Raw genomic sequence first — 16371 nt, 5'->3', positions numbered from 1 at the left:
GGAGTCCGCCGTGACCGACAGCCGTGACCTGCCCGACCTGACCTCCTACGACGCCGTCCTGTTCGACCTGGACGGCGTGCTCACGCCCACCGCCGAAGTGCACATGCGCGCGTGGAAAGAGATGTTCGACGAGCTGTTCGCGGCGTGGGACATCCAGCCGCCCTACACCGACCGCGACTACTTCGAGCACGTCGACGGCAAGAAGCGGTACGACGGTGTGGCGAGCCTCCTGCGCAGCCGTGACGTCGAGGTGCCCTGGGGCGATCCGTCCGACGACCCGGCCCTGGACACCGTGTGCGGCGTCGGCAACCGCAAGAACGTGGTGTTCTCGCGCATCCTGCGTGCCGAGGGCATCGCCCCCTACCCGGGGTCCGTCGCGCTCCTCGACGTCCTTCAGGCCGCCGGTACGCCGATCGCCGTCGTGTCGAGTTCGAAGAACGCCGTCGAGGTGCTCGAGGCCGCCGGCATCCGCGATCGATTCCCCGTCGTGATGGACGGCGTCGTGGCCGAACGCGACCATCTGGCATCCAAGCCCGCTCCCGACGTGTTCGCCGAGGCCGCTCGCATGCTGCGGGTCGACCCGGCGCGCTCGGCCGCCGTCGAGGACGCCACCAGCGGCGTCACCTCGGCCTCCACGGCCGGATTCGGGCTCGTCGTCGGCGTCGACCGCGGGGTCGGCGCCGAGCACCTTTTCGCCGCCGGAGCCGACGTGGTCGTCGACGACCTCCAGGCGTTCGTAGACTGAGCCGTCGCCCCGCGCGACCCACCCGAATCCCGGCACACCGGAAGGCCCGCCCGATGATCGATCGCGATCGCTTCCCCATCGACGAATGGCGCCTCGTCGAGACCCAGTTCTCGGCAGACGACACCGGCGTCACCGAGACGCTCTTCGCCGTCGGCAACGGCTACCTGGGGTTGCGCGGCAACTCCATCGAGGGCCGCTTCGCGCACGAGCAGGGCACGTTCATCAACGGGTTCCACGAGACGTTCCCGATCCGTCACGCCGAGCAGGCGTACGGCTTCGCCGAGGTCGGGCAGACCATCATCAACGCCCCGGATGCCAAGGTCATGCGCGTCTACGTCGACGATGAGCCGCTCTCGCTCGACGTCGCCGATGTGCGGGAGTACGAGCGTGTGCTGGACATGCGGCAGGGCATCCTCCGCCGGTCGCTCCTGTGGGTCACTCCCTCCGGCAAGGAGGTGCGCATCGAGGACGAGCGGTTCGTCTCCTTCGAGGAGAAGCATCTCGCCGTCCTCCGCCTGACGGTCACGGTGCTCAATTCCGACGCGCCCGTGACGGTGGCGTGCCAGCTGCTGAACCGCCAGGACGGCGAGGGGATCTACGGCGGTTCGCCGATGGCATCCAAGACGGCCGGATTCGACCCCCGCAAGACCGAGAGGCTCACCGACCGCGTGCTCCAGCCGCGCGAGTACTGGCAGGACGGCAACCGGTCCGCGCTCTCGTACGAGGTCACCGAGTCGGGCATGACGATCGCCGTCGTCGCCGATCACGAGGTCGAGACGGCCAACGAGTACACGTCGCGGCAGCTCATCGAGCCGGACATCGCCAAGAACGTCTTCCGCGTGCAGGCGCGCGCCGGTGTCCCCACGACCGTGACCAAGCTGGTCAGCTACCACACGTCGCGCGGCGTGCCCGCGGGTGAACTCGTCGATCGTTGCCGGCGCACCCTCGACCGGGCGCGCAGCGTCGGTGTGACCGCCCTCCGTGAGAGCCACATCGACTGGTTCGCGGCGTTCTGGGAGCGCTCGGACGTGCGGATCGGCGGTCAGGGAGACCTCCAGCAGGCGACCCGCTGGTGCCTGTTCCAGCTCGCGCAGGCCGCGGCCCGCGCCGACGGCCAGGGTGTGCCGGCGAAGGGCGTCACGGGCTCGGGATACAGCGGCCACTACTTCTGGGACACCGAGGTGTACGTGCTGCCGTTCCTGGCGTACACGACGCCGCAGTGGGCGCGGAACGCCCTGCGGATGCGGTACCTCATGCTCCCCGCGGCGCGGAAGCGCGCGCACCAGCTCAACGAGGCCGGCGCCCTCTTCCCGTGGCGCACGATCAACGGCGAAGAGGCCTCGGCCTACTACGCCGCGGGCACGGCGCAGTATCACATCAACGCCGACGTCGCCTTCGCAATGGCGAAGTACGTCCGTGCGACCGGCGACGAGGAGTTCCTCGCCCGGGAGGGCGTGGACATCGCCGTCGACACCGCTCGGCTGTGGTCGACCCTGGGCTTCTGGCGCTCGAGCGACGGAGGTCCCGACAGCGAGCCGGATTCGTTCCACATCCACGGCGTCACCGGTCCCGACGAGTACACCACCGTCGTCAACGACAACCTCTTCACCAACGTCATGGCGCGGTTCAACCTGCGCTTCGCCGCACGCACGGTGCGCGACCTCGCCGAGAACAACCCCGAGGCGTACGGCCGTATGGCCGACCGGATGAACCTCGACCCGTCCGAGCCCGACCGGTGGGAGCTGGCGGCCGAGGCGATGCACATCCCGTTCAGCCCGGCCCTCGGCATCCATCCGCAGGACGCCGTGTTCCTTGAGCGCGAGATCTGGGATCTCGAGAACACCCCGCCCGACCAGCGCCCGCTCCTGCTGCACTTCCACCCGCTGGTGATCTACCGGTACCAGGTGCTCAAGCAGGCCGATGTCGTGCTGGCGCTGTTCCTGCAGGGGAACCACTTCACGGATGCCGAGAAGCTCGCCGACTTCGAGTACTACGACCCGCTCACCACGGGCGACTCGACGCTGTCGGCGGTCGTGCAGTCGATCCTCGCGGCTGAGGTCGGGTACCAGGACCTCGCGCTGGAGTACTTCCGTCAGGCCGCGTTCGTCGACCTCGGCGATCTGCACCACAACGCCTCCGACGGTGTGCACGTCGCCTCCGCGGGCGGTGTGTGGACGGCGCTCGTGAGCGGATTCGGCGGCATGCGGGACCACTTCGGCCGTCTGACATTCGACCCGCGTCTTCCGGCGGACTGGCCCGAGCTGTCGTACGTGCTGCACTGGCACGGGACGCGCCTGAACGTGACGCTCACCTCCGGTGCGCTGACCCTGCACGCCGGAGAGGAGGGCGCCCCCGTCGACTTCGCCGTGCGGGGTGTGGACTACACGGTCGCCCCGGGCGAAACGGTCCGCGTCGCGCTGCACGGACAGGGGCCGCTGATCCCCGGACGTCCGTCGATCCGTCAGCTCGAGGGTTCGGTTCGCGAGGACGGCACCTTGATGTCGGCCTCGGTCCCGATCGTCACGGCGGCGATCCCGCTCGTCTCGAGCGACGACGAGCCGGTGTCCGTCGGCCTCGACGCCTGATTCGCTGTTTCGAACGCGGCGGCGCCCTTCCGGGCGTCGCCGCGTTCGCCGTTCCGGGAGGGCAGGTTCGCCGAGACTTCATTTCGCCGACATGTGCCCCGCACGCTGCAAGGGAGATGTCGGCGCGATGAAGTCTCGCGGATGCCAGGGGTGGGGGTCGGAGCCCGGCGGCGGGCGGAGGTGCCCGGCGGGGGACCGCGCCGGACGCGATGTCGGTGGCACGCCGTAGGCTGGGGGAGTGACGACAGCCCTGTACCGCCGCTACCGCCCGCAGGCGTTCGGCGAGATGATCGGGCAGTCGCAGGTGACCGAGCCGTTGATGACCGCCCTCCGCAGTGACCGGGTGGGCCACGCCTATCTCTTCTCGGGGCCTCGCGGCTGCGGCAAGACGACCTCGGCCCGTATTCTCGCGCGCTGCCTGAACTGCGCGCAGGGGCCCACCGACACTCCGTGCGGCGAGTGCGACAGCTGCGTCGAGCTCGGGCGCGGGGGCGGCGGGTCGCTCGACGTGGTCGAGATCGACGCCGCGAGCCACAACGGTGTCGACGACGCGCGCGACCTGCGTGAGCGGGCGATCTTCGCGCCGGCCCGCGACCGGTTCAAGATCTTCATCCTCGACGAGGCGCACATGGTCACGCAGCAGGGATTCAACGCCCTGCTCAAGCTCGTGGAAGAGCCGCCCGCCCACGTGAAGTTCATCTTCGCCACGACCGAGCCCGAGAAGGTGCTCGGCACGATCCGTTCGCGCACGCACCACTACCCGTTCCGCCTCGTTCCGCCGGCGGCGATGCTCGAGTACGTGCAAGAACTCTGCGAGACCGAGGGCGTCGCCGTCGAGGCGGGCGTGCTGCCGCTCGTCGTGCGCGCCGGCGGCGGGTCGCCGCGTGACACGCTCTCCCTGCTCGATCAGCTCATCGCCGGATCCGATCGGGATGCCGACGACCGCGTCCTCGTGAACTACGAGCGGGCCGTCGCCCTCCTGGGCTACACCCACTCCGAGCTGCTCGACGAGGTCGTCGACGCCTTCGCCGCGCTCGACGGGGCGGCCGCCTTCGCGGCGGTCGACCGCGTCGTCCAGACCGGTCAGGATCCCCGCCGTTTCGTCGATGATCTGCTCGAGCGTCTGCGCGACCTCATCGTCGTCGCCGCCACGGGTGCCGGTGCCTCCGCGGTGTTGCGCGGGGTGCCCGACGACGAGCTCGAGCGCATGGGCCGCCAGGCCACGGCGTTCGGCGTCGCGCGACTGTCGCGAACGGCCGACCTCGTCGTCGCCGCGCTCGACGAGATGACCGGAGCCACGTCTCCGCGGTTGCAGCTCGAGCTCCTGGTCGCACGGGTCCTCACGCACGCGGGTGTCTCGCAGGGGGCGTCGCCGGCCGCCGCCTCGACGCACGCGGCCGAGCATGCACCCGCGACGTCTGCCGCGCCGACGAGTCGCGCCGCCTCGGCTGCCGCAGCCCCGCCGTCCGCTGCCCCCGCGGTCACGTCCCCGTCCGTTGCATCGCCGACCGTCGCATCGCCGGGTGTTGCGTCCCCGGGTGTTGCGAACCCCGGTGCGGTCGCTCCGGCTGTCGCGCCGCCGGGCCGCGCGACGGAGTCGGCAGCGGCGCCGGTCGTAGCCTCGCCCGACGACGCACCCGCCGTCGCCCGGCCGACGATCGCCGCGCCTTCCGTCGCGTCGCCGAGTGCCCCGCGCGTGGCGTCGCCGGGGGGCCCTTCCGTGGCACCGCCGAGCGCCCCGCCCGTGGCGTCGCCTGCGATACCCGTCGATGATCCGGCGCCACATCACGCCGAGCCGCGGCAGGACGCCCCATCCGACGACGATGCCCCGCCTCCGTTCGATGACGATGACGCACCGCCGCCGATCGAGGAAGACGTCGACGCACCGGTTTCCGCGCCCGCGGCGCCGACCGCCGCGAACGCAGCCCCGGCCACATCGTCATCGTCCTCCGGCCCTGCCGACCCGCACCCTGCCGACCCGCACCCTGCCGAACCTCACCCTTTCGACGTCGCGCCCACCGTGGATGCCGACGATGCCTCCCCGCTCGAGCCGGTGGCCCCGACCCCTCCGGTCGCGCCGGTCGGGCCGCTGGAGCTCTCGCACGTGCGCGACGCCTGGCCCGAGGTGCTCGCTCAGCTCGAAGCGCTCAGCAGAACATCGTGGCTCGTCGTGTCCACCGCGTCGGTCCTCGCGTTCGACGATGACGTCCTGACGCTGGGCTTCCGCACGGGCTCCGACCTCACCGCGTTCAAGACGCGGTCGGCCAATGGAGGCCCCAGCGAAGACCTCCGGCGGGCGATCCAATCGGTGCTCGGCATCCGGGTCAAGTACCTCGCTCGTCTCGACGGTGACGCCGGCCCCGGTGGCTCGGGCGGCGCGCCGCAACGCTCACCCGCGCCGGGTGGCGACGGCGGCACGCGAGGCTCCCAGGAGGGCTCGGCCCCGCGTTCGTCCACGTCGTACGCGTCGACGTCGGTCACCGACTGGGCGGTCGCCCCGATACCCGGTGCCGCGACGACATCCACCCCGACGGCATCCGCCTCAATGGCCTCCGCCCCGACCGGTGCCCCGACTCCGGGCGCACCGACTACCGGTGCGCCGACAGCATCCGCCCCGGTGGCGCCCGCACCATCCGGCCCCGCCGCGACGTCCACCCCGCCCCCCGGGTCGGCGGCCACCGCGTCCGTGCCGTCTGCCGCCACCGCCCTCGCCGTCGACGAGGAGCCCGAGGAGGCGGTGGGTCGGGCCGTCCCGCGCATCGCGCCGCCGCCGTTCGAGGGCGCGGTGCTTCCGTCCGGCGACGTCGTCGCGTCGGTGTCCGCCCCCGACGAGCTCGACGATGACGATGTCATCCCGCCCCCCGACGACGAGGCCGACCTGCCGATCCCGCCGGTCGTGGTGCCGCGGATGGCCCCCTTGCGCGGGGGAGTGCAGCGCTACGGTGAGGCCGTGGTGCGCCAGATGCTCGGGGCCAACTACGTGCGCGACGAGCCCTACGAGCCCCCGACGAGGTTCACCTGATGTACGACGGCATCGTCCAAGACCTCATCGACGAATTCGGTCGCCTCCCCGGGATCGGGCCCAAATCGGCGCAGCGCATCGCGTTCCACATCCTTCAGTCGCCGACGTTCGACGTGTCCCGACTGTCGACCCTCCTCGGCGAGATCCGCGAAAAGGTCAAGTTCTGCGAGATCTGCGGCAACGTCTCGGAGCAGGATCGCTGCTCGATCTGCCGTGACCCGCGTCGCAATGCGGCCCTGATCTGCGTCGTCGAAGACGCGAAGGACGTCGCCGCGATCGAACGCACTCGCGAATTCCGCGGGCTCTACCACGTCCTGGGCGGCGCGATCAGCCCGATCGCCGGTATCGGTCCCGACGACCTGCGCATCACCCAGCTCATGCAACGCCTCGCCGACGGCACCGTGCAGGAGGTCATCCTCGCCACGAACCCGAACCTCGAGGGCGAAGCGACCGCGACGTACCTCAGCCGACTCCTGCACACGCTCGAGATCCGCGTGACGCGCCTGGCATCCGGTCTGCCCGTCGGAGGCGACCTCGAATACGCCGACGAGGTCACCCTCGGCCGGGCGTTCGAGGGCCGACGCACGCTCTGATTCTCGCGAGTTCGCGGCACCCGACCCGCGGGGCGGGGATCGCGTCGGCCGACGTCACCGTCCTCCCGATGCGCTGAGGCGAGCGTTGAGACCTGGTGAACCGATCGTTCACCCGTTGCTCCGCGTGCGGCCATGCAACCAGAGCACGTTCGTCCCTGCGGAACCGCGCCGGAAGAACCCGAACTCGGTGCACAGGTCCGCCAGACAGGGGTCCTCCGTGAGCGAGCAGCTCTCCGCACGACCGATCGCAACCGCGCGGGTCGTCTTCGACACGTTCCGATCACCCACCGACCCGATGCTCGTCGCGTGGCTGTCGTTCCGATCGCGCCTGCTGCCCGATGCCGCCGCCCCGGCATCGCTCACCGTCAACCGCGCGGACGCTCCCCACCGTGATGGTGTCTTCGGTGTGTGGCGCCTCCTGGCGACCAACAACCGCGAACTGGGGCGAGGATGCGACCTGCACCCGTCACCCCACCACGCCTGGGCAGACGCCGAGCAGATGAGTGCACGCGCGGCCGAGATGACCGCATCCGTCGTGCGAGGGCCGTCACCGATGACCCACGGGTGGGCGCTCCGACTGAACGGTGAACCCGTGCTCATCTGCTCGCGCTGGTACGAGTCGCCCGGTGAGGCCGCGGCCGCGGCGCGCGCCGCGCGCGACAACCTGGCGCGGGCGAGCATCGTGCGCGCCGTGAGCATCGGCACGCGGTCCGGCCGTCGCCATCGTCAGACGCGCGAGACGATCGACATCCGTGACTGACGGCACCGCAGCCGGAACCGAGGGCCTCGACGTCTCGGAGCGCTTTCGGATCCTCGGTCTGCTCGGCTCGGGCGCGACCGCCTCCGTCTACGAGGCGGTGGATCGAATCACCGGCGAGGATGTCGCGCTGAAGGTCCTGCATCCGCACCTGGCTTCCGACCCGGCGCTCGCACGGGCATTCCTTCGCGAGGCGACCATCGTCGAGGGCCTCTCTCATCCCCACCTGTGCGCCCTGCGGTCATGCGGCGATGGGCTGAGTCCCGAGCGCACGTGGACCGCCTGGGAGCTCGTGCGCGGCATCTCTCTCGCCGAGTCGGTTCGTACCGCGGGGCGTCTCGACCCCCTCGCCTCCCTCACGCTCGTGGGATCGCTCCTGGATGCCTTGAGCATCCTCCACGGAGCGGGGGTCGTGCACCGCGACGTCTCGCCGGCGAACGTGCTGATCGATCGCGCCCCCGACGGGAGCGTCCGCGACGTCCGTCTCGTCGACTTCGGTCTTGCCGCCCCGGTCGGCGAGTCCGCGCGCGGTGGCGACGTGCTGCGCAGCACGGCCGGGGATGGCGTGGTGGGCAACGCGGCGTACGCGTCGCCCGAGCAGTTGCGTGGCGAACCGATCGGCTTCGCCGGCGACGTGTACCAGGTGGCGGGCCTCCTCTATTTCGCCCTGGTGGGAACGCCGCCGTTCCCCCGCGGACGCACCGAAGACGTCGTCCAGGCTCATCTCACCGCGTTGCCTCCCACGGCCTCGGTGACTGTTCCCGGCATCCCTGTGGGTCTGGACCGGGTGATCGTGCGCGGCCTGATCAAGGACCCGGCGGAACGGTTCCCGGACGCCGCCCGCATGCGCCTCGCGATCGACGCCGTCGCCCGCGCTCTCCGGTCGAACGCGCGACAGCCGGGGCCGCTCGCCGCCCCCGCCCCCGCGGCGGAGCAACGTCCGGTCGCCCCCCTCACTCGAGTTCTCGCCGCCGACCCCGTACCACGCGCGGCGGAAACGGCCGATCAACCACGGACATCGCCGTGGCTGTGGGTGCTGGCGGGGACCGCTGCGGCGCTCGTGCTGGGGGTGGTCGTGGTGGTGGCCGCGCGACCGGGCGCTGCCGGTCCGGCACCCGCGCCCACGAGTGCGGCGGTCGCAGACGCGACGGCCCCGCGAGAGACCGCTGCTGTCACCCCGACGCCCTCGGTGGCGCCGCCCGCGCCCTCGATCTCCGCCCCGACGCTGGTGCCGGTGCCCGACGTCCGTGGACTGGCCGTGAGCGAGGCCGTGGCCGTGCTGCGCGGTCAGGGGTTCGTCGACGGGCAGCACGTCCCTCAGGACGGCACTGCGCCCGCCCAGACGGTCCTCTCGACGTCCGCTCAGCCCGGTGCCGAAGTTCCTGCCGGCAGCACGATCGATCTCGCGGTGGCCAGCGGATGGAATGGCGTTCCCGACGTCGTCGGATACGCGGAGCAGGATGCCATCGCCCGGGTGTCCGCGGCGGGTCTCGTCCCCCTTGTGGTGAGGGCACAACGCTCCGGGGTCGTCGGAGCCGTGGCGTCGATGGAGCCCGCGGCGGCCACACGGCAAGGGCTGGGATCCACCGTCACACTCACCGTGGTGGTGGCGTCGGCTCCGACGCCGACGCCGAGCCCGTCCGCCTCGTCGACGGTGACCCCCTCACCCGAGCCGACCCCATGACGTCCCTCCCTCATGCCGCGGAAAGGCCTCCTTCGTCTTTTTGTCGTCCCTCGTTCACCCGTGACCCCCACGATGATCGACGTCCGGTCGGAACCCGCCGCCGGCTCCTCCGCTCAGGAAGCTTCATGAGTCGAATTCCGCGCATCGCAGCGCCTTCCTGCCGGCGCGCTCGCGGATGAACGCCGCCTCCTCCTCCGACGAGGACCTCACTCAGGTCCTCTTCGCCGACGCTCCCGAGGAGACGGACCGTTCCGCAGGCGACGCCGAGCGTCCCCGCTCGCTGGCCTCGCGCCCGTCCGTTGCCGACTCGGTGTTCCGCACGACGGCGTTCGCCGCAGGAGGGATCACCGTCGCGATCATGCTCGCGGTCGGCTTCTTCCTCACCCTCCGCGGTGCGAACGCCCTGTCGGTGGCCGGATTCTCCTTCCTCACGACCCAGGAGTGGTCGCCGGAGACGCAGAACTTCGGCATCGCGGCCGTGCTCTCGGGTACCGTGACGATCGCGCTGGTGGCGATGTTCTTCTCAGTTCCGTTGGCCACGGGCACCGCGCTGCTCATCTCCGAGGTCATCCCCCCTCGGCTGAAGTCGATCCTCATCTCGCTCGTCGACCTGATGGCGGCGGTCCCGAGCGTGGTGTACGGGCTCTGGGGGCTCTTCTTCCTCCAGCAGAACGTCATCCCCGTCGCGCAGTGGATCTCGTACTACTTCTGGTGGATCCCGATCTTCGCTGTGACCGACGCCGACGGCGCACGTATGACGGATGCCAGCCAGTTCACGTCGTCCGCGTTCATCGCCGGGATCGTCGTGGCCCTGATGGTCGCGCCGACGCAGACATCGGTCATGCGCGAGGCCTTCTCGCAGGCTCCCGTGGGCGAACGCGAGGGGGCGCTGGCGCTCGGATCGACGCGGTGGGGCATGATCCGCACCGTGGTGATCCCGTTCGGGCGCGGCGGCATGATCGGCGGCACGATGCTCGGTCTCGGCCGGGCTCTCGGCGAGACGATCGCCGTGTACCTGATCATCTCGCCGATCTTCACGATCAACTGGCAGGTGTTGAAGACCGGCAGCAACTCGGTCTCCGCCCTCATCGCCCTCCGATACGGCGAAGCGAGCGAGTTCGGTCTCTCCGCGCTCATGGCCGCCGGTCTCGCCCTGTTCCTGATCACCCTCGTGATCAACTTCACCGCCTCCTCGATCGTCGCGCGTTCGCGGTCGGGCGCGCAGAGCGAAGGCTGACCCATGGACGACACGATCACCACCGTCATCACCTCGGGCGGTCACCCTCGGGGCCGGGCGGGTGATGCGAGCACTGCGGAACCCCGGCGCACCTTCCGCCCCGCGCCGGGCGACGAACCCATCGGACCTCGCCGCCGCATGAGCGGGGCGACCGCGGAGGACACCTTCAACCTCACGGGCGCTCTCGGCGCCTCGCTCGCGGTCGCCACGCTCCTCTTCGGATGGTTCACGCCGATGACGGGCGCCGTCGGGTGGGCGATCGTGACCTACCTGCTGTTCATCGTCATCTACGCCATGCTCGTGGCGCTGCGCGCGACGGGACAGGAAGTCACGGACCGGGTGATGACGGCGCTGCTCTACAGCGCGGCATCCATTCTCATCGCCGCCCTCGTGTTCGTGGTCTGCTTCGCGGTGTTCCGCGGCCTGCCGGCGCTGGTCAACCTGAATTCGTTCGTGCAGACGATGGAGTCGGCCGGTCCTCTCGAGCCCCTCAGTGTCGGCGGCATCGCGCACGCGATCGTCGGCACGCTGATCCAGATCTCGATCGCCCTGTCGATCACGGTCCCGCTGGGAATCGCGACCGCCGTGTTCATGAACGAGATCGGCGGCCGGTTCGCCCGATTCGTCCGGACGATCTCGGATGCCATGACGGCCCTGCCCTCGATCGTTGCGGGTCTGTTCGTCTACTCCGCCGTCATCCAGCTCATCACGCACGAGCGCTCCGGCTTCGCCGCGTCACTGGCGATCACGGTGATGATGCTGCCGATCGTGATCCGTGCGTCCGACGTCGTCCTCCGCCTGGTGCCGGGGAACCTCCGCGAAGCCTCGTACGCGCTCGGGGCGTCGCGGTGGAAGACGGTCTGGCACGTGGTGCTGCCGACCGCCCGTTCGGGTCTCGTCACGGCGGTGATTCTCGGCACCGCGCGCGGTATCGGCGAGACCTCGCCCGTCCTGCTCACCTCCGGTGTCACGGCGGTGATGAATGTGAACCCGTTCTCGGGTCCGATGATCTCGCTGCCCCTGCAGGTGTTCGACTTCGTCAAGTCGCCCGAGCCGAACATGATCGCGCGCGGTTTCGGTGCCGCGGCGACCCTCATCCTCCTCGTCCTGCTGCTCTTCATCGTCGCCCGCATCATCGGTGGGCGCGGTCCCGGTCAGCTCAGCGGCCGCCAGCGTCGTGCACGTAGCGCTCAGTCCGCGGCCGATCTCGCCCGCATCGAGAGCCGACAGCGCGACGCCGTCGCTGCGGCCCTCCCGAACGACCCGACCCCTTCGAAGGACCTGACGTGATCCGCCGCATCCGATCTCTCGTGGCGGCCTCCGCCGTCGCTCTTCTCGTGGCCACGGGCTTCGTGTCGTCCGCATCGCCCGCCGCGCACGCGGCCGATTCGTGGGCGCCGATCTCGGGCACCGGTTCGACGTGGTCGCAGAACGCCCTCGATCAGTGGCGCCGCAACGTGGGCGAGAACTACGGCATGACGGTCAACTATTCGGGGGTGGGGTCGTCCGCGGGTCGCCGCGACTTCATCAACGGCACGGTCGACTTTGCCATCAGCGAGATCCCGTTCCAGTCGAGCCCCGAAGACGGATCTCAGCCCGAGGTGCCCGGCACCGGGTACGCCTACATGCCGATCGTCGCCGGTGGCACGGCCTTCATGTACAACCTCAAGATCGGTGGCAAACGCGTCACCAACCTGCGGTTGTCGGGTGCGGTCATCACGAAGATCTTCACGGGCGCCATCACCAAGTGGAACGACCCGGCCATCCAGGCCGACAACCCCGGCCTCGCGATGCCCGACCGTTCCATCGTCCCGGTGGTCCGGTCGGACGGCTCCGGTTCGTCGGCGCAGTTCACGCTGTGGATGTCGAAGCAGCACGGCGACATCTGGACCCGCGGTCTCACCTCGCAGTTCCCCACCCCGCCCAACGGCAAGGCGCAGAACGGTTCGCTGGGTGTGGCCGGGTACGTCAGCCAGGACTACGGCGAGGGTGCGATCACGTACGTCGAGTACTCGTATGCGGTGAAGTCCGGCTTCCCCGTCGCAAAGGTCCTCAACGCCGCCGGCTACTACATCGAACCGACCGCACCGTCGGTGGCCGTGGCGCTCCTGCAGGCTCAGATCAACAACGACTCCAGTTCCCCGGACTACCTCACGCAGATCCTCGACGGCGTGTACAACAACGGCGACGCCCGCACCTATCCGTTGTCGAGCTACTCGTACCTCATCGTGCCCACCCAAGCGGCCGGCATCTTCACCGCGGAGAAGGGGCGCACCCTCGGCGGGTTCGCAGAGTACGTGCTGTGCGAGGGGCAGCAATCCGCCACGGCGCTCGGGTACTCGCCGCTCCCGATGAACCTCGTGCTCGCCGGCTCCGAGCAGCTCAAGCGCATTCCCGGAGCGAACGCGAACGGCGTCGATATCAACAAGTGCAACAACCCGACGTTCAAGCCGGGGGACTCGCCGTCGAACAACCAGCTCGCGGTGAGCGCACCGGCTCCCGCGGACTGTGACAAGCAGGGCCCCAACCAGTGCACGTCCGGTACCGCCGGCTCCGCGGGCACCGATACCCCCGTGACCGGCTCGGGCTCCGGCGGCTCGTCGGCGGAGGCCGGCGGTGGCTCGGGCGGCGCGGCCGGTGGCGCTGCGGCCGGAGGTTCGGGTGGTGCCGCGGCCGGAGGATCGGCGGACGCACCGGCGGCTTCCGGTGGTGATGCGGTGTACGACGCGAACGGCAACCTCGTGAGCGGCTCGGCAGCGTCGGGCAGCGGGGGAGGCGGCGTCGCGGCCGCCGCCGTCTCCTCCCCGTTCACCCTCGCGCAGGACGGGTGGAAGGCCCCGCAGTGGCTGATGCTGGCCGCGGCCGTACTGCTGCTCGCGGCGATCGTGCTTCCGCCGTTGAGTTTTCGTCGAACGCGGTCCGCGCGCGCCGGCAAACGCTGAGGGTCCCGATCGCCGCCCCGCCCGGGGCGGTGTCCGGAGTTCCCGAAAACGCCTCTGACCTGGCTATTTAATCTGCTATGCGGCCTCCATGAATGGGCGATCCCTCGTTGGTCGATCGTTCACGTGGATGTCACAACCCGACCTTAATTTCATCGCTGTCGGCACCCGAGCAGGGTGTCGCGTCACCTGGAGAATCCCGTGCGTAGTGCTCTACCCGAAGGGCGCGCCGCTCGACGTGTGCTGTCCGGCCTGTCCGGCGCCCTCGTCGGCGGCCTCGTCTTCGCCGCCCTGACTGCCGGCGGCGTCTTGCCGACCGGCGCGGCCGTCGCTGACGACGCGCCGTCGACGGCGGAGACCGTGACGGCGAAGGCGTACGACACGGACTGGGAGAATTCTCCGTTCCCCGACCTCTCGGTCACGGTGTCTCAGACGAAGGGTCTGGTCGCGCAGGGCCTCGAGATCAGCTGGACGGGTGGAAAGGAATCGACGCAGCCGACGCAGCAGTCCGGCGGCGAGAACTTCCTCCAGATTGCCCAGTGCTGGGGAGACGACCCGCAGAATCCGGGACGCCCCGACCGCACGACGTGTCAGTACGGGGCCTTCGGGACCCCGGGGGCGAGGCGCGACGGCAACCGGTCGGACGGCAGCGTCGCCCAGGAGGACGAGTCCTCCACCGTGCCCGCGGCGGGGTTCTTCGACCCCGCCTATACGGCGATCCCCTTCCGCTCCGCCACGGGCGAGACGATCGCGTCGGTCGTCGACGGGAAGCGCGTCCCGGGAGTTGACGTGAACACCAACGCCTTCTTCACGCAGTACACCTCCAACGAGGTGCCGTGGGCGGGGACGGGTGCCGACGGAACCGGCAGCACGAAGTTCGAGGTGCAGACAGTTACCCAGTCGCGGGGGTTGGGGTGCGGTGCCCGCACCTCGGAGGACGCCAACGCGACGAGCGGGCAGCCGTGCTGGCTCGTCATCATCCCGCGCGGCACGTCAGACACGGGCGAGGCATCCGTCGTCAGCTCGGGGCTGTTCTGGGACAACTGGAAGCACCACGTCGCGATCAAGCTCGACTTCCGCCCCGTCGGTCTGCGCTGCGCCCTCGGCGCGGCGGAACGTCAGCTGGCCGGGAGCGAGGTCATCGCGCGCGCGGTGTCGTCGTGGCAGCCCTCGCTCTGCTCCGGCACCAACGGCAACATCTTCACCCTCCTCACGGGAACCGAGAGCGACGCCGTCGCGACGGCCAATACGGCCGCGACGAACGCCCCGCTGGCGTTGACGTCGTTGGCCTACGGCGGGTCCGATCCGGACAAGCTCGTGTACGCGCCCATCGGCCTGAGCTCGATCACCGTGGGTTTCGCCATCGATCGCTTCCCGAAGCAGGACGGCACTGTCCCGCCGGAGGAGATGGCGAAGTCGCGACTCCCGCTCACCGACATGAAGCTCACTCCGCGGTTGATCGCGAAACTCCTCACGTCGTCGTATCTCGACTCCGTGCCCTATCAGGCCGACCGAACCCACTTGGGGAAGAACCCGCGCAGCCTGCTCTTCGATCCCGACTTCCTCGAGATCAACGACCCGGCGTGGTCGCAACAGGCGATCGCGAGTGTCGCCGTAGCCGACATGCTGGTGCCCCAGGGCCGCTCGGATGTGGCGACCGCCCTGTGGTCCTACGTCATGTCGGATGCCGACGCTCGCGACTTCCTCGCCGGAACGCCCGACCGCTGGGGGATGGTCGTCAATCCGTTCGCCTCCACGGATGCCGCGAAGAACCCCACCGGGACGGCGTTCGCCCTCCCGCGAGACAACTTCCCCCGCCCCGACCCGGTGGAGGTCCCCGCGGTCGAGAACGGTCCGGCGGCGATCAACTCGGTCACCTGGCGTCCGTACACGAATGACCTCGACAGCGCCGCCTACTACACGCTGCGGGGTGACGGGCAGACGTTGAGCGCCTGGGACCCGCTGGGCAACCCCCCGCGCTACACTCGTATGCCCCGAAACCTGCCGGGAACGCAGGCCGTCATCTCCTTGACCGACGGGGCCGCGGCCGACAAGTACCAGCTCGTCACGGCATCCCTGCGCAATCCCGCCGGGAACTTCGTCAGCCCGACCAACGACGCTCTCACCGCTGCCGCGACGGCCATGACTGCCTCGAGCACGCAGCCCCAGGTGCGCACCTTCGACCCCGCGTCGCCCGAGGCGGCGAAGGCGACGGATGCCTACCCGCTCGCCCTGCCGGTCTACGCCGCGGCGAGCCCCTACATCTCCGACTCCACGCTGCGCCGGGTGTACGCCGACTTCATGCGGTACGCCGCCGAGCCGGGCCAGACGCCCGGCGTGCAGTCGGGGCAGCTGCCCGGTGGGTACGCACCGCTACCCGATAGCTGGCGTATCCAGGCGCGGGCTGCGGCGACCGCGCTCGAGAACGGCATCACGCCCCCCAGCCCTACCTCTCCGCCCTCCGCCACGACGACGAACCCGGCGAAGGGGCTCCCCTCCGGCTCGGCCGCCGGCACGACCCAGGGAGGCGGATCGAGCTCGTCGAGCGTCGGCGCTCCCGCCGCGGCGGCGCCCGCCGCTCCGGCTGCGGCGGGTCCGGCCGACCCGCAAGCCACCGGTGCCATCGCCGCCGCTCTTGCCGGAGCCAAGACCGCCGCCGACCCCGACTCCGGTGCCCTGCCCGCCGCGCTCCCCATCAGCCTGCTCGCCGGGCTGGTCGCCGCGCTCGTCGTGCTCCTCATCCCTCGCCTGCCTCGCAGAGCGTGACCAGACCCGCCCTTCCCGAAGTCCCTCTCATCACACCCACAAC

The 16371-nt window shown here is 70.3% G+C and carries 10 protein-coding genes; all 10 read left to right on the top strand.

Features of this window, described 5'->3' with window-relative positions:
* The first annotated feature begins 10 nt into the window (after positions 1-10).
* The 10 genes from AC3WLZ_RS12175 to AC3WLZ_RS12130 all read left to right on the top strand — a co-directional run bounded on the left by AC3WLZ_RS12175 (position 11) and on the right by AC3WLZ_RS12130 (position 16328).
* The gene (locus tag AC3WLZ_RS12175; RefSeq protein ID WP_412925195.1) at positions 11-745 is read left to right on the top strand and encodes an HAD family hydrolase; all 735 of its coding nucleotides are present in this window, start codon (positions 11-13) and stop codon (positions 743-745) included.
* Positions 746-798: 53 nt separating this feature from the next.
* The gene (locus AC3WLZ_RS12170) at positions 799-3330 is read left to right on the top strand and encodes a glycoside hydrolase family 65 protein (protein ID WP_492470192.1); all 2532 of its coding nucleotides are present in this window, start codon (positions 799-801) and stop codon (positions 3328-3330) included.
* A 238-nt stretch (positions 3331-3568) separates the two neighbouring features.
* On the top strand, positions 3569-6352 hold the full coding sequence (locus AC3WLZ_RS12165; RefSeq protein ID WP_492470191.1) for a DNA polymerase III subunit gamma and tau: 2784 nt from the start codon (positions 3569-3571) through the stop codon (positions 6350-6352).
* On the top strand, positions 6352-6945 hold the full coding sequence (gene recR, locus AC3WLZ_RS12160) for a recombination mediator RecR (RefSeq protein ID WP_412925192.1): 594 nt from the start codon (positions 6352-6354) through the stop codon (positions 6943-6945). Before AC3WLZ_RS12165 ends, recR begins: the two co-directional genes overlap by 1 nt.
* 217 nt (positions 6946-7162) lie before the next feature.
* Positions 7163-7705 (top strand): hypothetical protein, encoded by a 543-nt coding sequence (locus AC3WLZ_RS12155; protein WP_412925191.1) that lies wholly within the window; start codon positions 7163-7165, stop codon positions 7703-7705.
* Positions 7698-9386 (top strand): serine/threonine protein kinase, encoded by a 1689-nt coding sequence (locus AC3WLZ_RS12150; RefSeq protein WP_492470190.1) that lies wholly within the window; start codon positions 7698-7700, stop codon positions 9384-9386. Before AC3WLZ_RS12155 ends, AC3WLZ_RS12150 begins: the two co-directional genes overlap by 8 nt.
* Positions 9387-9561: 175 nt before the next feature.
* The gene (pstC, locus tag AC3WLZ_RS12145; protein WP_412925189.1) at positions 9562-10623 is read left to right on the top strand and encodes a phosphate ABC transporter permease subunit PstC; all 1062 of its coding nucleotides are present in this window, start codon (positions 9562-9564) and stop codon (positions 10621-10623) included.
* Between the two features lie 3 nt (positions 10624-10626).
* Positions 10627-11913 (top strand): phosphate ABC transporter permease PstA, encoded by a 1287-nt coding sequence (gene pstA / locus AC3WLZ_RS12140; protein WP_492470189.1) that lies wholly within the window; start codon positions 10627-10629, stop codon positions 11911-11913.
* Entirely contained in the window at positions 11910-13565 is a 1656-nt protein-coding gene (gene pstS, locus AC3WLZ_RS12135; protein WP_492470188.1) for a phosphate ABC transporter substrate-binding protein PstS, read from the top strand. The genes pstA and pstS overlap by 4 nt, the downstream gene beginning before the upstream one ends.
* Positions 13566-13763: 198 nt before the next feature.
* Positions 13764-16328 (top strand): hypothetical protein, encoded by a 2565-nt coding sequence (locus AC3WLZ_RS12130; RefSeq protein ID WP_492470187.1) that lies wholly within the window; start codon positions 13764-13766, stop codon positions 16326-16328.
* Positions 16329-16371 lie beyond the last annotated feature (43 nt).

Source organism: Microbacterium sp. FW305-3-2-15-F-LB2, assembly GCF_058787255.1.
This window is presented reverse-complemented; position numbering and strand designations above follow the sequence as displayed.

Bases quoted from the DNA above. Each gene is read 5' to 3' on its own strand.
- AC3WLZ_RS12170 (WP_492470192.1), top strand. From the start codon at position 799: ATGATCGATCGCGATCGCTTCCCCATCGACGAATGGCGCCTCGTCGAG.
- recR (WP_412925192.1), top strand. From the start codon at position 6,352: ATGTACGACGGCATCGTCCAAGACCTCATCGACGAATTCGGTCGCCTC.
- pstC (WP_412925189.1), top strand. From the start codon at position 9,562: ATGAACGCCGCCTCCTCCTCCGACGAGGACCTCACTCAGGTCCTCTTC.
- pstA (WP_492470189.1), top strand. From the start codon at position 10,627: ATGGACGACACGATCACCACCGTCATCACCTCGGGCGGTCACCCTCGG.